At 59.4% G+C, this 15,498-nt stretch carries 23 protein-coding genes; 16 read left to right on the forward strand and 7 right to left on the reverse strand.

What is annotated here, in order from left to right; translation table 11 throughout:
* The first annotated feature begins 145 nt into the window (after positions 1–145).
* The gene (locus GNZ12_RS24170) at positions 146–880 is read left to right on the forward strand and encodes a pentapeptide repeat-containing protein (protein WP_172314381.1); all 735 of its coding nucleotides are present in this window, start codon (positions 146–148) and stop codon (positions 878–880) included.
* An 11-nt stretch (positions 881–891) separates the two neighbouring features.
* On the opposite strand, the gene GNZ12_RS24175 is transcribed toward GNZ12_RS24170, so the two are convergent.
* The gene (locus tag GNZ12_RS24175) at positions 892–2,193 is read right to left on the reverse strand and encodes a hypothetical protein (RefSeq protein ID WP_172314383.1); all 1,302 of its coding nucleotides are present in this window, start codon (positions 2,191–2,193) and stop codon (positions 892–894) included.
* Positions 2,194–2,651: 458 nt separating this feature from the next.
* Between GNZ12_RS24175 and GNZ12_RS24180 the strand changes: the two genes are divergently transcribed.
* The 5 genes from GNZ12_RS24180 to GNZ12_RS24200 all read left to right on the forward strand — a co-directional run bounded on the left by GNZ12_RS24180 (position 2,652) and on the right by GNZ12_RS24200 (position 5,365).
* The gene (locus tag GNZ12_RS24180) at positions 2,652–2,867 is read left to right on the forward strand and encodes a hypothetical protein (protein WP_172314385.1); all 216 of its coding nucleotides are present in this window, start codon (positions 2,652–2,654) and stop codon (positions 2,865–2,867) included.
* A 29-nt stretch (positions 2,868–2,896) separates the two neighbouring features.
* Positions 2,897–3,079, forward strand: a complete 183-nt coding sequence (locus GNZ12_RS24185) for a hypothetical protein (RefSeq protein ID WP_172314387.1) — start codon at positions 2,897–2,899, stop codon at positions 3,077–3,079.
* 86 nt (positions 3,080–3,165) lie between these two features.
* Complete coding sequence (locus GNZ12_RS24190) at positions 3,166–3,996, forward strand: hypothetical protein (RefSeq protein ID WP_172314389.1); 831 nt, start codon at positions 3,166–3,168, stop codon at positions 3,994–3,996.
* 2 nt (positions 3,997–3,998) lie between these two features.
* Positions 3,999–4,652 carry a hypothetical protein gene (locus tag GNZ12_RS24195; protein WP_172314391.1) on the forward strand — a complete coding sequence of 218 codons (654 nt, stop codon included), beginning with the start codon at positions 3,999–4,001 and terminating at the stop codon, positions 4,650–4,652.
* A 251-nt stretch (positions 4,653–4,903) separates the two neighbouring features.
* Positions 4,904–5,365 (forward strand): hypothetical protein, encoded by a 462-nt coding sequence (locus tag GNZ12_RS24200; RefSeq protein ID WP_172314393.1) that lies wholly within the window; start codon positions 4,904–4,906, stop codon positions 5,363–5,365.
* A 182-nt stretch (positions 5,366–5,547) separates the two neighbouring features.
* Here the strand turns inward: GNZ12_RS24200 and GNZ12_RS24205 are convergent, their stop codons facing one another.
* Positions 5,548–6,240 (reverse strand): GIY-YIG nuclease family protein, encoded by a 693-nt coding sequence (locus GNZ12_RS24205; RefSeq protein ID WP_172314395.1) that lies wholly within the window; start codon positions 6,238–6,240, stop codon positions 5,548–5,550.
* 242 nt (positions 6,241–6,482) lie between these two features.
* On the opposite strand from GNZ12_RS24205, the gene GNZ12_RS24210 reads away from it, so the two are divergent.
* Together GNZ12_RS24210 and GNZ12_RS24215 are read left to right on the forward strand one after the other, a co-directional pair.
* Positions 6,483–7,238: a DUF5677 domain-containing protein gene (locus GNZ12_RS24210; RefSeq protein ID WP_172314397.1), complete on the forward strand. Its 756-nt coding sequence runs from the start codon at positions 6,483–6,485 to the stop codon at positions 7,236–7,238.
* Positions 7,235–7,417, forward strand: coding sequence for a hypothetical protein (locus GNZ12_RS24215; protein WP_172314399.1), 183 nt, complete (start codon positions 7,235–7,237; stop codon positions 7,415–7,417). The genes GNZ12_RS24210 and GNZ12_RS24215 overlap by 4 nt, the downstream gene beginning before the upstream one ends.
* A 22-nt stretch (positions 7,418–7,439) precedes the next feature.
* Here the strand turns inward: GNZ12_RS24215 and GNZ12_RS24220 are convergent, their stop codons facing one another.
* The 5 genes from GNZ12_RS24220 to GNZ12_RS24240 form a co-directional block, all read right to left on the reverse strand.
* Positions 7,440–8,141 (reverse strand): DUF6680 family protein, encoded by a 702-nt coding sequence (locus tag GNZ12_RS24220; RefSeq protein ID WP_235993862.1) that lies wholly within the window; start codon positions 8,139–8,141, stop codon positions 7,440–7,442.
* 156 nt (positions 8,142–8,297) lie between these two features.
* A complete protein-coding gene (locus GNZ12_RS24225; protein ID WP_172314401.1) occupies positions 8,298–8,687 on the reverse strand; it encodes a hypothetical protein in 390 nt (129 codons plus the stop codon).
* Complete coding sequence (locus tag GNZ12_RS24230) at positions 8,684–9,088, reverse strand: hypothetical protein (protein WP_172314403.1); 405 nt, start codon at positions 9,086–9,088, stop codon at positions 8,684–8,686. Before GNZ12_RS24230 ends, GNZ12_RS24225 begins: the two co-directional genes overlap by 4 nt.
* A 481-nt stretch (positions 9,089–9,569) precedes the next feature.
* Entirely contained in the window at positions 9,570–9,812 is a 243-nt protein-coding gene (locus GNZ12_RS24235; protein ID WP_172314405.1) for a hypothetical protein, read from the reverse strand.
* A 47-nt stretch (positions 9,813–9,859) separates the two neighbouring features.
* Positions 9,860–11,548, reverse strand: coding sequence for a hypothetical protein (locus tag GNZ12_RS24240; RefSeq protein WP_172314407.1), 1,689 nt, complete (start codon positions 11,546–11,548; stop codon positions 9,860–9,862).
* A 387-nt stretch (positions 11,549–11,935) separates the two neighbouring features.
* Between GNZ12_RS24240 and GNZ12_RS24245 the strand changes: the two genes are divergently transcribed.
* The 8 genes from GNZ12_RS24245 to GNZ12_RS24280 all read left to right on the forward strand — a co-directional run.
* The gene (locus GNZ12_RS24245; RefSeq protein WP_328806067.1) at positions 11,936–12,142 is read left to right on the forward strand and encodes a helix-turn-helix transcriptional regulator; all 207 of its coding nucleotides are present in this window, start codon (positions 11,936–11,938) and stop codon (positions 12,140–12,142) included.
* Positions 12,143–12,239: 97 nt separating this feature from the next.
* Positions 12,240–12,956, forward strand: a complete 717-nt coding sequence (locus GNZ12_RS24250; protein ID WP_172314409.1) for a hypothetical protein — start codon at positions 12,240–12,242, stop codon at positions 12,954–12,956.
* A complete protein-coding gene (locus tag GNZ12_RS24255) occupies positions 12,953–13,147 on the forward strand; it encodes a hypothetical protein (protein ID WP_172314411.1) in 195 nt (64 codons plus the stop codon). Before GNZ12_RS24250 ends, GNZ12_RS24255 begins: the two co-directional genes overlap by 4 nt.
* A gap of 35 nt (positions 13,148–13,182) precedes the next feature.
* Positions 13,183–13,509, forward strand: coding sequence for a hypothetical protein (locus GNZ12_RS24260; RefSeq protein WP_172314413.1), 327 nt, complete (start codon positions 13,183–13,185; stop codon positions 13,507–13,509).
* Between the two features lie 29 nt (positions 13,510–13,538).
* Positions 13,539–14,189, forward strand: coding sequence for a hypothetical protein (locus GNZ12_RS24265; RefSeq protein WP_172314415.1), 651 nt, complete (start codon positions 13,539–13,541; stop codon positions 14,187–14,189).
* Between the two features lie 57 nt (positions 14,190–14,246).
* Positions 14,247–14,459, forward strand: coding sequence for a hypothetical protein (locus tag GNZ12_RS24270; protein ID WP_172314417.1), 213 nt, complete (start codon positions 14,247–14,249; stop codon positions 14,457–14,459).
* 55 nt (positions 14,460–14,514) lie between these two features.
* Complete coding sequence (locus tag GNZ12_RS24275) at positions 14,515–14,976, forward strand: hypothetical protein (RefSeq protein ID WP_172314419.1); 462 nt, start codon at positions 14,515–14,517, stop codon at positions 14,974–14,976.
* Between the two features lie 118 nt (positions 14,977–15,094).
* Positions 15,095–15,498: hypothetical protein (locus tag GNZ12_RS24280; RefSeq protein WP_172314421.1), on the forward strand; the 404-nt coding region annotated here is incomplete at its 3' end.

Here is a 15,498-nt window from a genome sequence, read left to right on the forward strand (position 1 = left end):
TTTGCGCTACGCTGCTGCGGCCTGTGCGCGTCTCACGGATACCCGGGCGTGGATTGAGAATGTGGAGCACGGACAACACAGTGGCAAAGAGGCTACGATTGCACTGGCGCGTGCGAAGTGAGGTGTCTGCCTAACGAGGTGAATAATGATCCGAGGCTTCTTCCGGAAATTCGGAGCGCGTCTGCGCACCGAGTTCACGTTCCACTTCTTCATCGATGTGACCACGCTGATCGCGTCCATTGCCACCGTGGTTGCCCTGGTGATACTGATCCACGATCGCCCCGAGCAAGCTAATATCGCCGCATGGCAGATCTTGCAAAACTATCTGCAAGGCGACAAGCGCGCGGGCTTCGATGAAGGCCAGAGCTTCGCTCTTGAGACCCTCGTAAAGAATGGAGTGGCACTTACCAGCTTGGATGCTCACGCCATACATCTCGAAGGAACTAACCTGCGTCGAGCGCTGTTGAGTGGAGCGTCGTTCGAAAACGCGCAACTTGTCGCAGTTGACTTAACTGACGCCGACATTGAAAACGTTAATTTCGAAGGCGCTGAGTTGGAGGCTTGTAATTGTCACGGCTCGTTATTTTATGATGCAAGCCTTAGAGGCGCCAAAATATCACCCGGCGACTATCGTAACGCTAACTTCGACGGCGCCGACATATCTGACCTTCAAATTGGCCATGTCAAAGCTGGCAAGGTGTTGTCATACGAGACAGCCGGGTTTGATTCCGGCGCGTTTCTAGGCGCGTGCTACCAGAAGGGGCATGAACCTGAATTTCCACCAGGCCTCAGATGGCCGGATGCCCCCCAAGGCGAAGGTTGCGATTTAAAATGGGGAGACAAATGGTCCGGCAATGCAAATACAAACGCGACTCATTAGGAGCGCAGCGCTCAGATTGGCTTGTCCTCGTCGATTGAGGGCTTCGCATCCTTGTCGCGCAGTAACTCTCCAGTCTTCAGCAGATGCTTCGAGCGCTGATCAAGGTCATTCGGCAAGAACCGCATGCGCAGCTTGAATGCCCAGGCCGGCCACCGCCTGAAAATGAACCGATCCAGATAGTAGTTCGCCAACGAAGCGTGCTCGGCGACGAGATGCCAGTTCGTTACCACGTCTGCCGCCTTCTTCTGCAGGCGCTCCTCTGACTCGGCAATATTCGCTGCAGGCATAGGCGCCTTGGCATCATTGTCCATCCGCTCAAACTCTGCGAGACCACGCTCGAAGTAGCGATGAATCAACTCGCAGTGGTTCAGGTGGGCGTAAAGCCTCGCATCAATGTCGGATAGCTGTCCGAGCGCGGGACTGTGCAAGATCACAGCAGGAGGCTGAACTCTCACCAAGCTTCGACAGGTCGCCTTTTCTACTTCGGTCCGCGAGAACTGGCTCGCACGGGCACGTTCTTCCAGCGATTCATGAGCTCCGCGAAAGCTCATCAACTCGGGAAGCAGTGCACTTGCCGCGATACGCCGCTCGCGCCGGGTCGCGCGCGACGCGACGATGAGCGCACCTACAACGCCCATGAGACCGCCCGCTGTCGCTCCAATCAATGTCTGCCAATGATCGAGAAAGACGATCATGTCGAACCTATCAGGGAGGGGTACCGGTGGCGACAAGAACGAGCCAACGGTTCCCGCGCGAATTAGGGATAGCATTTGTGTGTCGTAGCGATAGACGTTCAAATTGAGGTCGTTAATGACGTCTTCGAGAGTTTCTATCTTAGTGCGGTCGCACGTTCCGGCTTTGCGCAGGCAGTCATCTATCTCCTTGTGAATGGCGAGGAAGCTCGCAGTCAGGCCATCCTCCAACGTTATTCGCATTGGCCTGCCGAAACTGTATTCCGCGAGAGAGTATCGCCGGTTCAAATTCTCGTTCCAGTCGGCCAGTGCTGCTCTGTAGTCATCCCGCGCAACTGACAAATCTTTATCCCGAGCGTCATCCTTCATGGCCCACAACAGGACTCTTGTGCGGTATAGACGCCGATCGAGCGTGCGACTGATTTCCTCAGATACCTGAGACGCTCGCGCGAGATCTGCCTGAAGCCGCGCTGAGTGTTCCTCATTGGCTCTGGCTTTCGTCTGGAAAGCGTAGGTCAACATGCCGCCCACGACGGTCGTCAGCACGAACGCGAGCAGAAGGAGGACAAGTTCGTTGTATCTGCCAAATAGCTTGTCGGGACCTTTCGACTTAACGATCACGGGGGCCTCCTTCGGTAACCGAAACGACGCCCAGGATGGGGGCGATTCAAGGGAACCATAGGTAGTATGACCGATGCGCGGTCAATTGGGGCTCCCGGTTCTCCCACATTGAGACGGATGACTTAGCATCTGTAGCGTGGAGATTGGTGCCGCAGCCGACGTTCTTATAGGCTCACTTCTGAACAGCATCGCTCACAAGCACTCGCTCTGTATCCTTGGATGCCTGCCAACCCGTCTATGTGCCGCGTTGCGTATCGGCGCGGCGCCATACCGGACTGACTGGCATGCCATCCATACCCAAGACGGGCGGGAAGGGCCAAACGAACCGCTCGGGCGGCTTCACGCAACCGCAGCGATTGCGCGCCGCCTCGCCGCGTCGCCCGAGTACGCCGCGATGGGTGAGCGGCTGGACTCGATGCTCACCGACATCCTCGCGCCCGCCATGGGAGTCATGACCAATGACTGAAAAGCTCACGCTGCTCGACTACGCCGCCGCATGCATGCGCCGTGAGTTGCTCGACACGAACTGCCTCGCCGAGGACGCCGATCGCGCCCACGCGAAGCTGCTCGAACTGCGGGGATGGTGCAAGCGGATGGAGCGCCGCAGTCGCCGTTATACCCAGTTCGGCCGGTTCCGGATCATCTACTTTCGCAGGGTGCAGAATCGCTTGTAAACCAAGTGATTCCACGCTATCGTCTCGGCATGAACTCCGATCAGATCGCCGCCCTGAACTCTGCACCGTCAGAATTCGTACGGGAAGCGTGGCTGGCATGGCAAGAGAAGCTCGACTCGCTGCCGCCGCACATTACGGCCGAGCAGAAGGCGCAAGCCACGGCGGTCCTGATCAAGCTGATGAAGATCCGCGCCGCCCGCTCTGCTCAATAACCTCTCGCCGTCCGGCGAAAAATTCAACACGCTGCCGCTTGCATCGTGATTCCAAACTGAGGGCTATCCTTCCGGGACCCCTCGCTATGGCATCGCAAACCTCTACCGCGCTATTCCCCGATCAAACTGCCGCCGTCGCTGATCTCCGCGCGCAGTTGCTGATGGGGCCCGCGCAATACATCAACTATGCGGTCGTCACGGACGCGATGATTTGGGACAAGCTGGTTGCGGCCGAGACGGAAGCCGAGCGCCTGCTCAAGACCTTCTTTGACGCCGTGCAGATCATCCCCGATACGGCGCTGCCCGATGAAATCGCCGCGCTCGAAGCAGCCGGTACGCGATACCGCACGATCGGCGCATTCGACTACGATCCGGCCATGTTCGAAGGCGAGCGCTGGGGCCTCATGCGGCTGCCATACAAGCCGGTGCAGCAGGTCCAGTCGGTGACCGTCGCTTTCCCGGCGCCGTTCCTCATGAACTACGTCGTCCCGTTCGAGTGGATTCGGATTGACCGCAAGTACGGTGACATGCAGCTTGTGCCCACCACAGCGGCTCAGGTTTCGCCGGTCGGCGCGTTCGCGCTCGTGGCGATGGGCGGCGCTGTGACGTATCCGCAGGCTGTTGGCGTGCGCTATACGTGCGGCCTGATCAACGCCAATGGCACCGTGGTTACGAGCTTCGCAGAGCACTGGGATGACCTTGTGGACCTCGTCAAGCGGATGGCTATCGGCAAGATCATGAAGATGGCCTACCTGCCTGCGTCCGCGTCGATCTCGGCGGATGGCCTGTCGCAGTCGAACAGCTTCAATTACAAGGCGTGGCAGGACCAGATCAATGAAGACCTGTTTGGTCCCAAGGGTTCGAACGGCGGCCTGTTCACGTCGATCCATGGCATCAACTCGCAGGCGCTGGGGTAAGCATGCAATTCAGTCCGCAGGCCTTCAATCAGTTCCTTGGCCCGAACGGCAACATCGGCCAGCAGTATGCGTGGTATCAGTCGTTCGCATGCCCATGCGTTGATCCGCACTCGGGTGCGGCGAATCCGTCGTGCCCGCTGTGCATCGGTAGGGGGCGTCAGTACGCCGCTCCGGTCAATGGAGTGGCTGGTATCGCCGGGCAGCGCGCACAACGCGAATGGGCGCAGTTCGGTGTGTACGAGCAGGGCGACCTCGTCATTACGATCCCGTCTGCATCGCCGGTCTATGCAATGGGCCAATTCGACCGCGTGACGGCTCTTAACACGCAGCAGGTATTCAGCCTCGTCCTGACGAGCGGCGACCCGCTGGAGAGGCTGTGGACGACCACGTCGGTCATCGGCGTGACGCGCGTATTCTGGTTGACGCCTGACGGTACGGCAGTGGTGGAGGGCGGTATCCCGACGGTCAACGCGGACGGGACGCTGGCATGGCCGAATGGTGGCGAGCCGCCTGCCGGTGCGCAGTACACGATCACGGGGACGAAGATGCTTGATTACTACGCCTTCGGCATGTTCCCGACGAACCGCAATTTTCAGCAGGGGCTCGCGCTGCCACGGAAAATCGCGCTGCGCGACTTCGACCTGTTCAACCGATAGCCTTTACGGACGCGAGCATCGAGGCCGCCATCATTGATATGATGCGCTCGTTAGATCTCGGCGCGACAATCGGCAACAGGCAGAGATCGGCCAGGAAGAGACGTTCGACACAAGGAGCTGGATCGTTGACATCGTCGATATTCGGATGCACGGGGCCACGGGCTGCGAGAGGTTCGAAATATCAATAAACCGGCACGACCATTAAAAGCTGACGGCCTATTGCGGCCAGTCCATACACAAAGGTCATAACAATGAAAATGGTAGGCGTAATGCTTTTTTTGCTGGGGATAATTATTGGCGGGACTTCAGTCACGCTCGCATACATTTACTGGGTGGCTAGTCCTGTCGGACTACCGTGTCATTCGGTGGGCTATGACGGGACACTCGAAATTGAGAATCGCTTCCTAGGCAAGGAGATATCTTTTCTCAACAATGGAAAATCTATGCTCTTGGCACGGGAGGCCGGACGTAATCGCGGGCCTTTCCCGATGACGATGTTCGACGGAATGCCGTCTGGATCGCCCATGCATTTGGAGTACTGCGGCCCTGCCCTCGTACGGATGAATTTAGGCGATCGTGAAATCCTCAAACGCACGCAGAAAAACGCCGAAGATAGCCGAACGGCGGGCATGCTGCAGTGGGGATGGGGTGTAGTTCTTGGCGTTTTGGCTACGCTATTGGGCCGCTGGTTGGCACGGCGCGCACCCGACTAAACTGACCGTAGTCCCAGTCAAGGCCATCTCAGTTCGCAGCAACGAACGTCGGCTCTGGGCGGGCCGCAACGTCAGATTTGGGTCGCGCAGAGACATTGAGCCTCGCGCGTCGACTGTTCCGGGTTGCGCGCCGCCCGGTCCACCGCTCAGTAACTGAAGCATGCACTGCCTTCAGCTATGACCTAATTCGCAATGAACGTGACGATCGACTGAATTTCCTCGATCGTTGTGTCGAACCATTCCGTGCCTGGTGCGTTCTCGCGCCACTTGCCGCGCGATTGCAAGACCTTGTGGATCGCTGACTCTACAGCGCCCACTCGCTTTACCTGCCAGCGGCCGAGGATCACAGGGTTATCGAATGTCGCCGATCCCTTGCATTGCACTTCAACGCGCTTATCCACGTCGCCCGTCGCTTTGCCAACTTTGATCGGGAACGGCGCTCCCTCTTTGATGAGCGCCGGGAAGCTGAAGGCGTAGACGTGGCCGTCATATGTGTCTGCCTCGGCATCGTCGCCTTCCAATACTGCTTCTTCTAAGTCCGCGTCTGCCAGATCGTCCTCGCTGACATCCGCCGGCGTAGGAGCCCTAAACAAGCCGTTACCTAGTGAAATCAGCGCCCCGGTGTTTTTGGCTACCTGCTGAACGAAATGTTTCACGCTCTGCAATATCGATACTTGGCGACCCGAGCCGCCCACTGTCACCATCGTCGCTTGCTGCTCCAATGTGAGGTGCGCGTCGATGATGGGCTTCGCAAGATCGGCAAGGCGAAACGAGCTGCCGCTGGCGACCGTAGGGAGCACTAGGATCTGTGGTAGTACTTGGTTGCGGGCAAAGCTATAACAAAACGCCCTTGATGGCTCGAATGGCTTGTTCACAGTGATCTCGGCTCTATGGATGGAATGCCTCGAACGGTACATCGAATCCTTGCAGACTTCCAAAGCATTTTTAGTTGCTCGTCACGACGTTTGGCGGCGCTTTTTGGCAGGCTCGGTGAGACTTTCGAGTTTCATGCTAACCGGTGGGATGACTCGGAAAGTATCGAACCATACGTCGTGTTCGTTGCTCGTTTTCGTGTGGCGTATGATTGCACTGTCTCTTTTTGCCTTGTGGAGTAGCGATGGATGTGTCTTCGGCGAGACTGGAAAACGCAATCGCCATTGCCCACGGCATGGCTCGTCTCATCAAGAACGCGCGTCCGCCAAAACACGCACCCGATCGGCCGCGATATTTGCTCTATTTGACGATGGCCGAGTCCTACGAAGCGGCTTTGATCCTGATCCGCTCGGCCATGCCATCTCATGCGGCATCGCACGTCCGATCGATGGTCGAAGCACTAGTCACGATGACCATGCTCGCCAACGATGCAACCTATGTCAATCAAATGGTTTACGACAAGTTGCATGGAGAAAAGAAGTTCTACACTGAGTTGCTTGAAAACGTTGAACTTGATGATGCGGCCCGAGCGTATCTGAAGGGGCGATTGGACGAGTGTATCCCGGAGTATCAACGGCTGCACGATTTGGGGTTCCGGAAGACGGTCATATCGAAGCTTTTTTCGGAGACGAAGCTAACACATCTCTCAGCGCCGTATGGCGTCCTGTGTGGTTTTTCACACAACGACCTGGCTGTGCTGGCTGTGCGTCACCAAGGCGAAACGGCCACGACATATAAGAAACCGATCGCGCCGGAAATCGTGCATTCGATATTGTCCGTTGCGGTACAAGTGATCATGCAAGCAACCCACGAAGCTGCGCCTTTGGCGTTATACCCAGAGGGTTTGCTTGAACCCGTCTTCAAATCAATGAATGATTGCTGGGGCGACTTCATGGCGGAGGGTATTGACTCGACCTCTCCCGGCAGCGAACTAGCATGAGCATCGGCGGAGTTGGTTTGCTCACAGGTATTGAGCTTCGCGCGTCGAACAGATCAACCAAGTGGGCCGAGTGGCAAGCCAAGCTGGCTACTCTGCCGCCCGCTGATCGCGCCAAGGCCACGGCGGTGCTGCTCAGGCCGATCAAGGTGCGCGAGATGCGCCGCTCTAACGCACAGTAGCTGCTCTACGCTGAAAGACGACTCACTGTGGGCCAACTGCTCGATCGGTGAGCCTTTCCAGGATCTGCTTAAAGTCGCCCATCATTTCCCTCTGGTTCTGGACCAGTTCGGTCTGTGTCTGGACTAGTTCGGCTTGTGTGTTGCGCTGCTGCTCAGCGGCGGCTGCGTCAACGGGCCATGCCTTGACCTCCATCGGCAGAGGCTTGTTGCCAGCGAGCACTTCGATCGCCAAATGTCGGATGGCCTGCCCCTGTAGTTCGACGGTATTGTGTGCTTCCGGCGAATAGCTGCCGCCCTTCAGTTGGTTACGCTCGAACCGGAAGTTGTTCGCTGTCGCAATGCAGTCGAGGAGGTTCGTGAGCAGCTCGTCACTTCGACCATTCCAGTTGTTTTGCTCTGCTTCGTTCTTGGGGCGACGCTCCGGGGGAAGATTCAGGTGAGCGTGGTAGTCATGCCATGCCGTCAGGACTTGCTTTTCGCGCTTGGTTCGCCACACCCACCCGATTAGAGGGATGCGGGTGCCGTAGTAGGCGAGGTCTATCATGTTCAGTGCGCGGACATGATCGGGCGAGACGCGGGCTTGCCGCGTTGCCATCAGGGTGCTGAAGACCCAATCTTTCCGCTGCGCAGCAGCTCGGGCACGTTCGACCCACTTTTGGGCCTGGACGGCAAGGATCGGCCCGGCGATCGTCGCTCCAACCGTCACCCAGTCTTTCGTTTCCATTGCCGACATTTTCCTCGCCCCGTTGTTTCCCGTCTACCGCGGGAGTCTATCAGGGCGGTAAAGAGCCATCCAGCCGTGCCGAGGGTTGGGCACCAGTTCGCATGGACCTGGTCCGCTCCGCCCGCCTCGTCTATTCCTGGATGCCTGTGAGCCTGTCTAAGCAACGTCCTGTAAGTCGGCGGCTCTCCAGATCGGGCTGACTGGCAGGCCGTCCAGACCTACGACGCGCGGAAACGGCCATAGGGGCGCTGCCTTTTTCCCGCATTGGCACTGCGCCATGAGAATTCCGCTGACGGGCAAGATGGTTTCCCGGTCGCATTCGACGCACATGAATACCCATCGCGCGCCGTGCGGACCATCCCGGTCGCTGTACCGCAATGCCGTGAGTTTTCCGAAGCGCTTACCCGTGTAGTCCGTGCCGCGACCTTTCTCGGGGAAGGGGTGACCATACTTCTTCACGCGCTGGTTGAGCGTTTGATAGCTGATGCCGCTACGCTCGGCATGCTCGGCCAACGTCAAGCCGTCGTAGACCCTCGCCGCGATCATGATAGGCGCTCGGGAAATGGCGTCCCGGTGGTGAGCATGCGCACAAAGAGCGTCCGTACAGTCTCGCCACTCAGGCGCGACCATTCGGCGAGCGTTAGACCCTTCCACAGTACGTCATGGCCGTCGGGTTCCTCGACCGGGCGCCCAATCTCTGCGCGTGCTGGCTCGGGCTCGACCGCCTGAATCATATTTGCACGCTGCTCGTTGGCGCGAGCAATCCACTCGGCAAGGTACTCGGCGCTGTCGCGATCTTCGGCAATCTCGCGTGTGCCGCAGTTCGTCGCGCTTCCGGAAAATACGTTGGCCTGCTTGTGGGTGTTCGCTGCGCGTCCGATTCTCTTGGATCGCGCCCTGCGGTTGTTCTCGCGGTCCTGCTCGAAAACACGTAGTTCGTCGCTCAAATGTGGCGGAAATGGGTGACCGTACTTGCGTACGCGCTTCTGTAGTGTGGTTCTCGGAATGCCGCTGCGTGCCACGTGTTCGGCGAGCGTAAGGCCATCGTAGAGGGTCGCTGGCTGCGAGCGACGAACGAGGCTGACTAGGCAGCCACACGACAAGGTATCGCCGCGCGTCATGCAGCAGCCGCTGACCACGGCGGTATTGCCGCAGTCACAAACGCAGTTCCATGTCGCGTACCTCTTTTGCGACCCGGCACGCGATACGACGCGCAAGCGCCCGAACGTGCGCCCGGCGAGGTCAATAGCTGGCCTGCCGCTCATGACTTCGGCTCGATCACGCTGCCATTGGCGAGCAGCCGGCGCAGTGCTTCTTTCTGGAATGCCGCCAGCGTGGCCGCCGCGTTGAATGGAGTGTTCATTGGGCGTCTCCGGTGCTGCTGGATTGTGAGGCCATCGTAAAGCTGTCGGTACGGCCGACGCATGCTCACAGCCCCTGCGTGCGAGCGTGGCGCGTGTAGCGGAACACGGCCAGGTGACGGGCGAAGCGAACGCTGTCCGGATCATCGCTCGGTAGTTCGTGGCGGAAACGCTGGCCTTCGGCTTCGAGCCAACGTACGACGCCCGCATCGAACAGGCTCGGCGCGTAGACGGGCACGACAACGTCGCGCAGCGTGTGGAGGGTGTTCGTGTGCAGCGCGCCTACGAGTTGGCCGACTGGCGAGTTCATGGTTTTCCCCTTGGTATGTAAGGCGTACTTGCAGATTCGCGTCACGATCAGGCGGTGCGCTTAGGCTCGGTAAGCGCGAGCTTGTAGTTGAGGAACTGCGCGACCAGTGCCGCACCGCGAGCCGCGATAGCGCCCTGCATGGCCCGGGTGGCAGGGAGCGGGATTGCGCGCTTCTGCTCTGCTGCTGCCTTACGTACCTCGCGCTCGCGGCGTGCGGCCTGCTTCGCAAGCCACTTCTTCGACGGCTGCGGCTGCGCTACGGCCTGCACAACCGGCACGATGATCTCGGGCCGCGCGTTGACATCGGCAACCGGCTCGGGCGGCGCGACGGGCTGACTGTGCGACGGTGCCGGGCGAATCCTCGCCTGCGTGTCTACGAACGGTGAGCCGGTGCGGACCATGTTGGCGGCCAGCACATCGACGGACATGCCAGTGGAGTTAGACCAGTGCGCGAGCGTCTTGCCTGCCCACGTGAGGTCTGCATCCGCTTCAGTGGCGGATACGCCTTCGGACGGCGCAGCGCGCTTCCGTGCTGCCTCCCGATACAGGCATCCGCAGGATTGCGTGCTGCCGTCCTTTACGTCGGCGGCACGAGTGTCTACATTGCCGCCGCAGTCGCAGGCGAATCGCCACATGGCATTCCTGCCCACGCCAGTCCCTAAGAACCCGGTAGCCAGCAGACGGCCGAAGCGTTGGCCTTCGATATCCGCTACCTGCGCAGCCATTGCATCGGATGCGCGCGGCTCGGGCCAGTCTTCGGTGAGCCAATTGATGAACGGGGCCAGTCCGAGTTCTGGATTGACCTCAAGCGCGGGCCATGCGTCGAGCACGAGAATGTCGTCGTCGCTCTGCAGCGGGATAGACTCGTCGGCGCACGGTGGCTCAACCGCGTCGGCCGGCGCAGTGATGATCGGCTCGTCGTCCTCAAACGATGCCTCGTATTCGGCGGCCTGCTCGGGCGTCATCGGCGGGAGCCACGATTTGCGCGGCCTGAGCGGCTTGTCTTCAGTCTCGGCGGCCTCGCGGTCGTTCGCTGCGCGCAGAGCCTTGGGCTTAACCAGTTTGAGCTTGGGCTGTGCCTTCGGTGCCCACGGCGAAAACGGCAATGGCGTCCACAACGAAAACTGCGGGATGATCTCGCCGTCGATAGCAGTCTCGATGAGTGTTGCGCCCGGGTGGATTCGCTCGACGTAGCGCGAGCATTCCAAGTATCCGCTGCGCATGCCGATGCCTAACGTTTCGCGCTTGCCGTCGATCTCAATGGTGATAGTGGCGGGGCGCAGACCCGAGTGCTTGACTGGCGTTGCGCCCTTGCTGTTCGCCCCTTTCTCAACCTCGCGCTCGCGATTGAAGCAGCTTACGCACAGGCTGTGCTTGCGGACGAGCTTAAAGCGGCCGATGAACTTCGTCGCGGTCGATCCAGAGCGCTCGCAGCGGATGCAGGCGAGCCCATAGCTGGCTTCGATGGCTGCATGGCGGCTGTAGACCTTGCGGACCTTGCCGGCCGCGTGCATGCGGCCCACGGCGCAACCCTTGCAGGCCATCGGACCAACTTCGGCCAGGTGATTCGCCTTGCACGTCGATGCCTGAAGATCGGCGCTCAGCGACGCGCAATGGAAGGTCTTGATGTCCGGATAGTCGGCGTGGGGCTTCAGGACAACGTCCTCGGGCCGCATGATCACGATGGGCCGGTCGATTGACCGAAAAACTGGAATGACCTTTTCGCGATAACTCATGATGCCGCCTGTCTGTTCTCTTTTCGATAGGCTCTATTGGGCTGTCACTACTCCCCCGTGCGAAGGGGCCAAAAACCCTTTGCATACCGATGATTTTCGATAGATGCGTGGGCAACCATGGGCGGTCTGCTCTTTCCGCTTGTGCGTTATCCATCGTGCTAGTTTCGTGCGCGCTTGCCGCCACAAAGAATCCATTGCACACGCAGCGAATCTCGGCGAGTCCTGCGGCTCAATTGCCGCTCTGCATGGTGTGGGTGGGTGCGACCGTCGATAAAGTGCGAACCATGGTGTCCGAGGAAGTCCAGACGTGTCCGAGGAAGTCCAGACGTGTCCGCGTCGTGATACGAACATCCATTCATATCCTGACGTTTCCATGGGAGTGCGAATGTGCATGAAACCAAAGAGCGGCTGATCCGGCTCGCTGAAGTAATGGATCGCACAGCGCTTACCCGCTCCACGCTGTACGCGCTGATCAAGAGAGACGAGTTCCCGAGCCCTGTGAGGTTGACCGCGACCGCGGTGGCGTGGCCGGAAATCTCAGTAGATAACTGGATTCAAGGCCGCATCGACGCGGCGAACGGAGTGGCGGAATGAAGGCAAAACACGCTAAGCGTCTAAGCGCTGGTTACCGCGCGGAAAAGGCCGAGCTTAAACGCAGGATCGCGGCGGCCAAAAGGAACGGGGGTGGCAAGTGAGTGAACAAGACCGGCTGCAAGTAATGCACGGCGCGAAAGACGCCGTAACCCACAGCCCCGACAATCCGCAGAAGGTGATCGGCTCCAGCGCAACGAGTGCAGAAGACGACGCTGCCGAAGCGGTCAAGAAACGGAGGTCGAAATTGAAGAAGACCGGAAGCCGGGGCGGCTTTGCTGGGCTGCTCAAAGAACTGAATAACGCCAAGGCTGAAGAAACGGTGACTAAGGCGCTGCCGGTGGCAAGCGGCCCGCGTGAGGTCGTCCGGTTCAACGATGGGCTCGACCAGGCGGCAATCATCAAGACGCTGAAGGCAGGCCCGACCGCTGCGCAGACGCCGACCGACGGCGCGATGCTGAAGGCGCTCGCTCCGGCGTTCGACAAGGCCGCCAAGACGCTCGGCGTGACCAATCCACTGCTGAAGTCCGATGCTCCGGTGGGCTCGACTTCGCTCGAAGCGACGTACAACTCGGATAGCGCGACCCTCACGGGTGGCGACGCTCTGCGCAAGCAGTCATTGCCGAAGAAGATCTTCGTGAAGATGGAACCGGCTCCGCTGACTGGTGACGAGATCACTAAGGCCGCGTCCGCTGCCCTGACTGCCGGTGCGATTACCGGCGCTGAAGCGAAAACGATTGCGACGCACGTGGCCCTCAACGGCGGCAAGCATTGCGATCCTGACCTGCTGAAGAAGATCGGGAGTCACGTCAAATGAGTACCAACAAAGCGCGCTTAATTGTCAGGGTGATGCCATCGGCTCAGGACGCGATGACCCTCGCGTCGCGTGCCATCCAGAACGGCGCTCTTTCGTCGTCGGATGCGCAGGCCCTCGAACGCTGCGTCAACGGCAACAAGGTCATCCCTGCAGACCTGCTCTATCGCGTGAAGAAAGGAGCGTCCAAGTGACAAAGAACTCGACCAAGCAAGCTCAAGGAGCAGCAATGTCAAACGTAGACCTGAAGTCGAAGATCACTGCTACCCGTGACGAAATCAACAAGAAGCTGATGTCAGGCGAAAACACGGCGAGCATGCGCGAGTACCTGCGCGAACTCGAAGCCGAGCAGGCGAAGACCGATGCCGCTGCCGCCGCCAAGCAAGCAGCACAGGAAGCCGCCCAACGGGCCGCGAAGGAAGCGGAGCACCAGCGAATCGTTGATGCTGCGCAGACGCTCGCCGACGCCCGCGATAACCGCCTTGTCGTCCTCGCGACCCGCTATGCGATTCCGGCCCGGCCGACCCCCGACGCACGTTCCTCATCCCACGCTTAACCCGTACACGATACATAGGAGTTTTGAAGATGTCAAAACCTACCCACGCCCAGGAAATGCTCGCGAGCGCGCGAGCGAACCTCGCGACGGCCGCAGAATGTGCCGAAACCGCTCACGCGGAACAAAACAAGCGGCTCATCCGGAAGACCGAAGCGGAAGCACGCGGTGCGGAAGCCTTCCGCGACGTGCGCGACAAGAAGGTCAGCGAGGAGGTCGGCGCGATGCGCATGGCGCAGGCCAACGAAGATGCGAAGGACCTTCAGGATCTGATCGAACGGTCTGCGCTTCTGCTTGCGAACCTCAATGCTGAACTCAGCCGCGCTCAGGCCGCGGTGCATGAAGCTGAGGCCGGCGCTCGTCGTGAAGAGGGTGAGATTACGGCAACTGCTCTGACGAGCCACATCGACAGCCTCAAAAAGTTGCATACCGAGGCTGTTGGTGAGCGCCATCAGCTCTACCGCAAGATGGGTCTTAATACTGCGGCGGCGGAACTGCTGAGGCGTGTCAAGGCGCTCGAATTGGAGTTGCTCGAAACCATCGCTAAATGCTACGACGCTCATGTCGAAACGGACCCCCCTCGTAGCCCGGGTTCGCGCAGGACATCTAGCGTGCACGACTTCTACAGGCCATCTCCTGCGCTTCAAGATGTGGTTAGCCAGGGAACGAAGCCTCGTATCTAACCCGAATCGCGGGCCGCCTCGTGCGGCCCGACCATACCCATCCTTTGGAGTTTTGATATGACTTCAGCATCATTCCAGACCCGCGCGCAAGTCCTTGAAGATACGCGCCCGTTGGTGGAGCGCTATCTGGCGCAAGCCGCTGCCGGCATCACCACGAAGCTGTCCCAATCGCAGTTTAAGGAACTGGTGGCGTACCGGGAGGCGGTTCTCGACACGGACAACGGCGCCGAATTGCCTGCTGCCCCTGCGTTCGTCGTTCTGACCGTCTAAGCATTATCGCGGGGCGTCCACGGGCGGCTTGCTAGCAACTATCAAAGGAGCGCAAATGCGCCAAGCCAAAGAGAACGATATCAAGGTGGACGTGCCCGAGTACGGCTCGTTCACGTTCGCGCGTCGCCGGAAGGAGGACGTGTACAAGATCCGCAGCCGGTACAACGTGCTCACGGAAGGTAACTACAACCCGAATGGGGCTGTCGCCGACCTCGGCGCGCTCGCTCTCGTCACGCTGCAGACGCTCATGGTTTCGGCCCCCGAGGGTTTCGCGTTGGACGACCTCGATCCACTCATGGATGACGACTTCGAGAAGAAGCTGTTCGCCATTTTCGGCGCGCTGCGTGTTCGCGAAGCGGCGTTCAATCCGAAGAAGAAGGCCGCGCCTGCGGCCGTCGCTCCGGTTGCTGAGCCCTTAGATGCCGCAGAGCCCGCAGAAGCGGCTCAGGAGGCTCCGGCACAGGTAGCCGATACGCAGGCAGCAGAACAGTCTCCGCAGGCCACGCTGATCGACTAGAGCGAGCCTTACGCAGTAGTGCAAAGCGCCCCTTGACTAGGGCGTTTTTGTTTGGCCGCCGAGCAGGACGTGATTGCATCCTTAGTCTTATCAGATAAGGATAGCTAAGGGGTGCATCTTGAGCGAAGTTAAGATTGGCGTAAATGCCAACGCGGACGGGGTAGCAAAGGCGATCGACACGATCACGCGATCAATGAATCGCATGGGTTCCGAGGTCGCGAAGGTATCGCATCTGAAATTCGAGCCCGTCGATGTCAAGCTCATGGCGCGTGATCTTGCACTTGTGAACCGCCAATTTAGTGAGGCGCTGAAACTTTCCGCGCAACTCAGGAATGCGATCAAGGCCACAGGTCAAGAGGGAAAACAACTCTCTCAGATCGACTTCTCGAAGCTCTCCACGAATCCGCAAGTAGCGGAGCGCATGCGCACGCGCGCCTTTTTGCATAGCGTTAGGGGTAGTGCGCTCGACCCGACTTTGGCGAACGAGGTTGACGACCGCGGAAACATCGTGCCGCCTACTCC

This window comes from Paraburkholderia solitsugae (assembly GCF_013177695.1).
Classification (GTDB): Bacteria; Pseudomonadota; Gammaproteobacteria; order Burkholderiales; family Burkholderiaceae; genus Paraburkholderia; species Paraburkholderia solitsugae.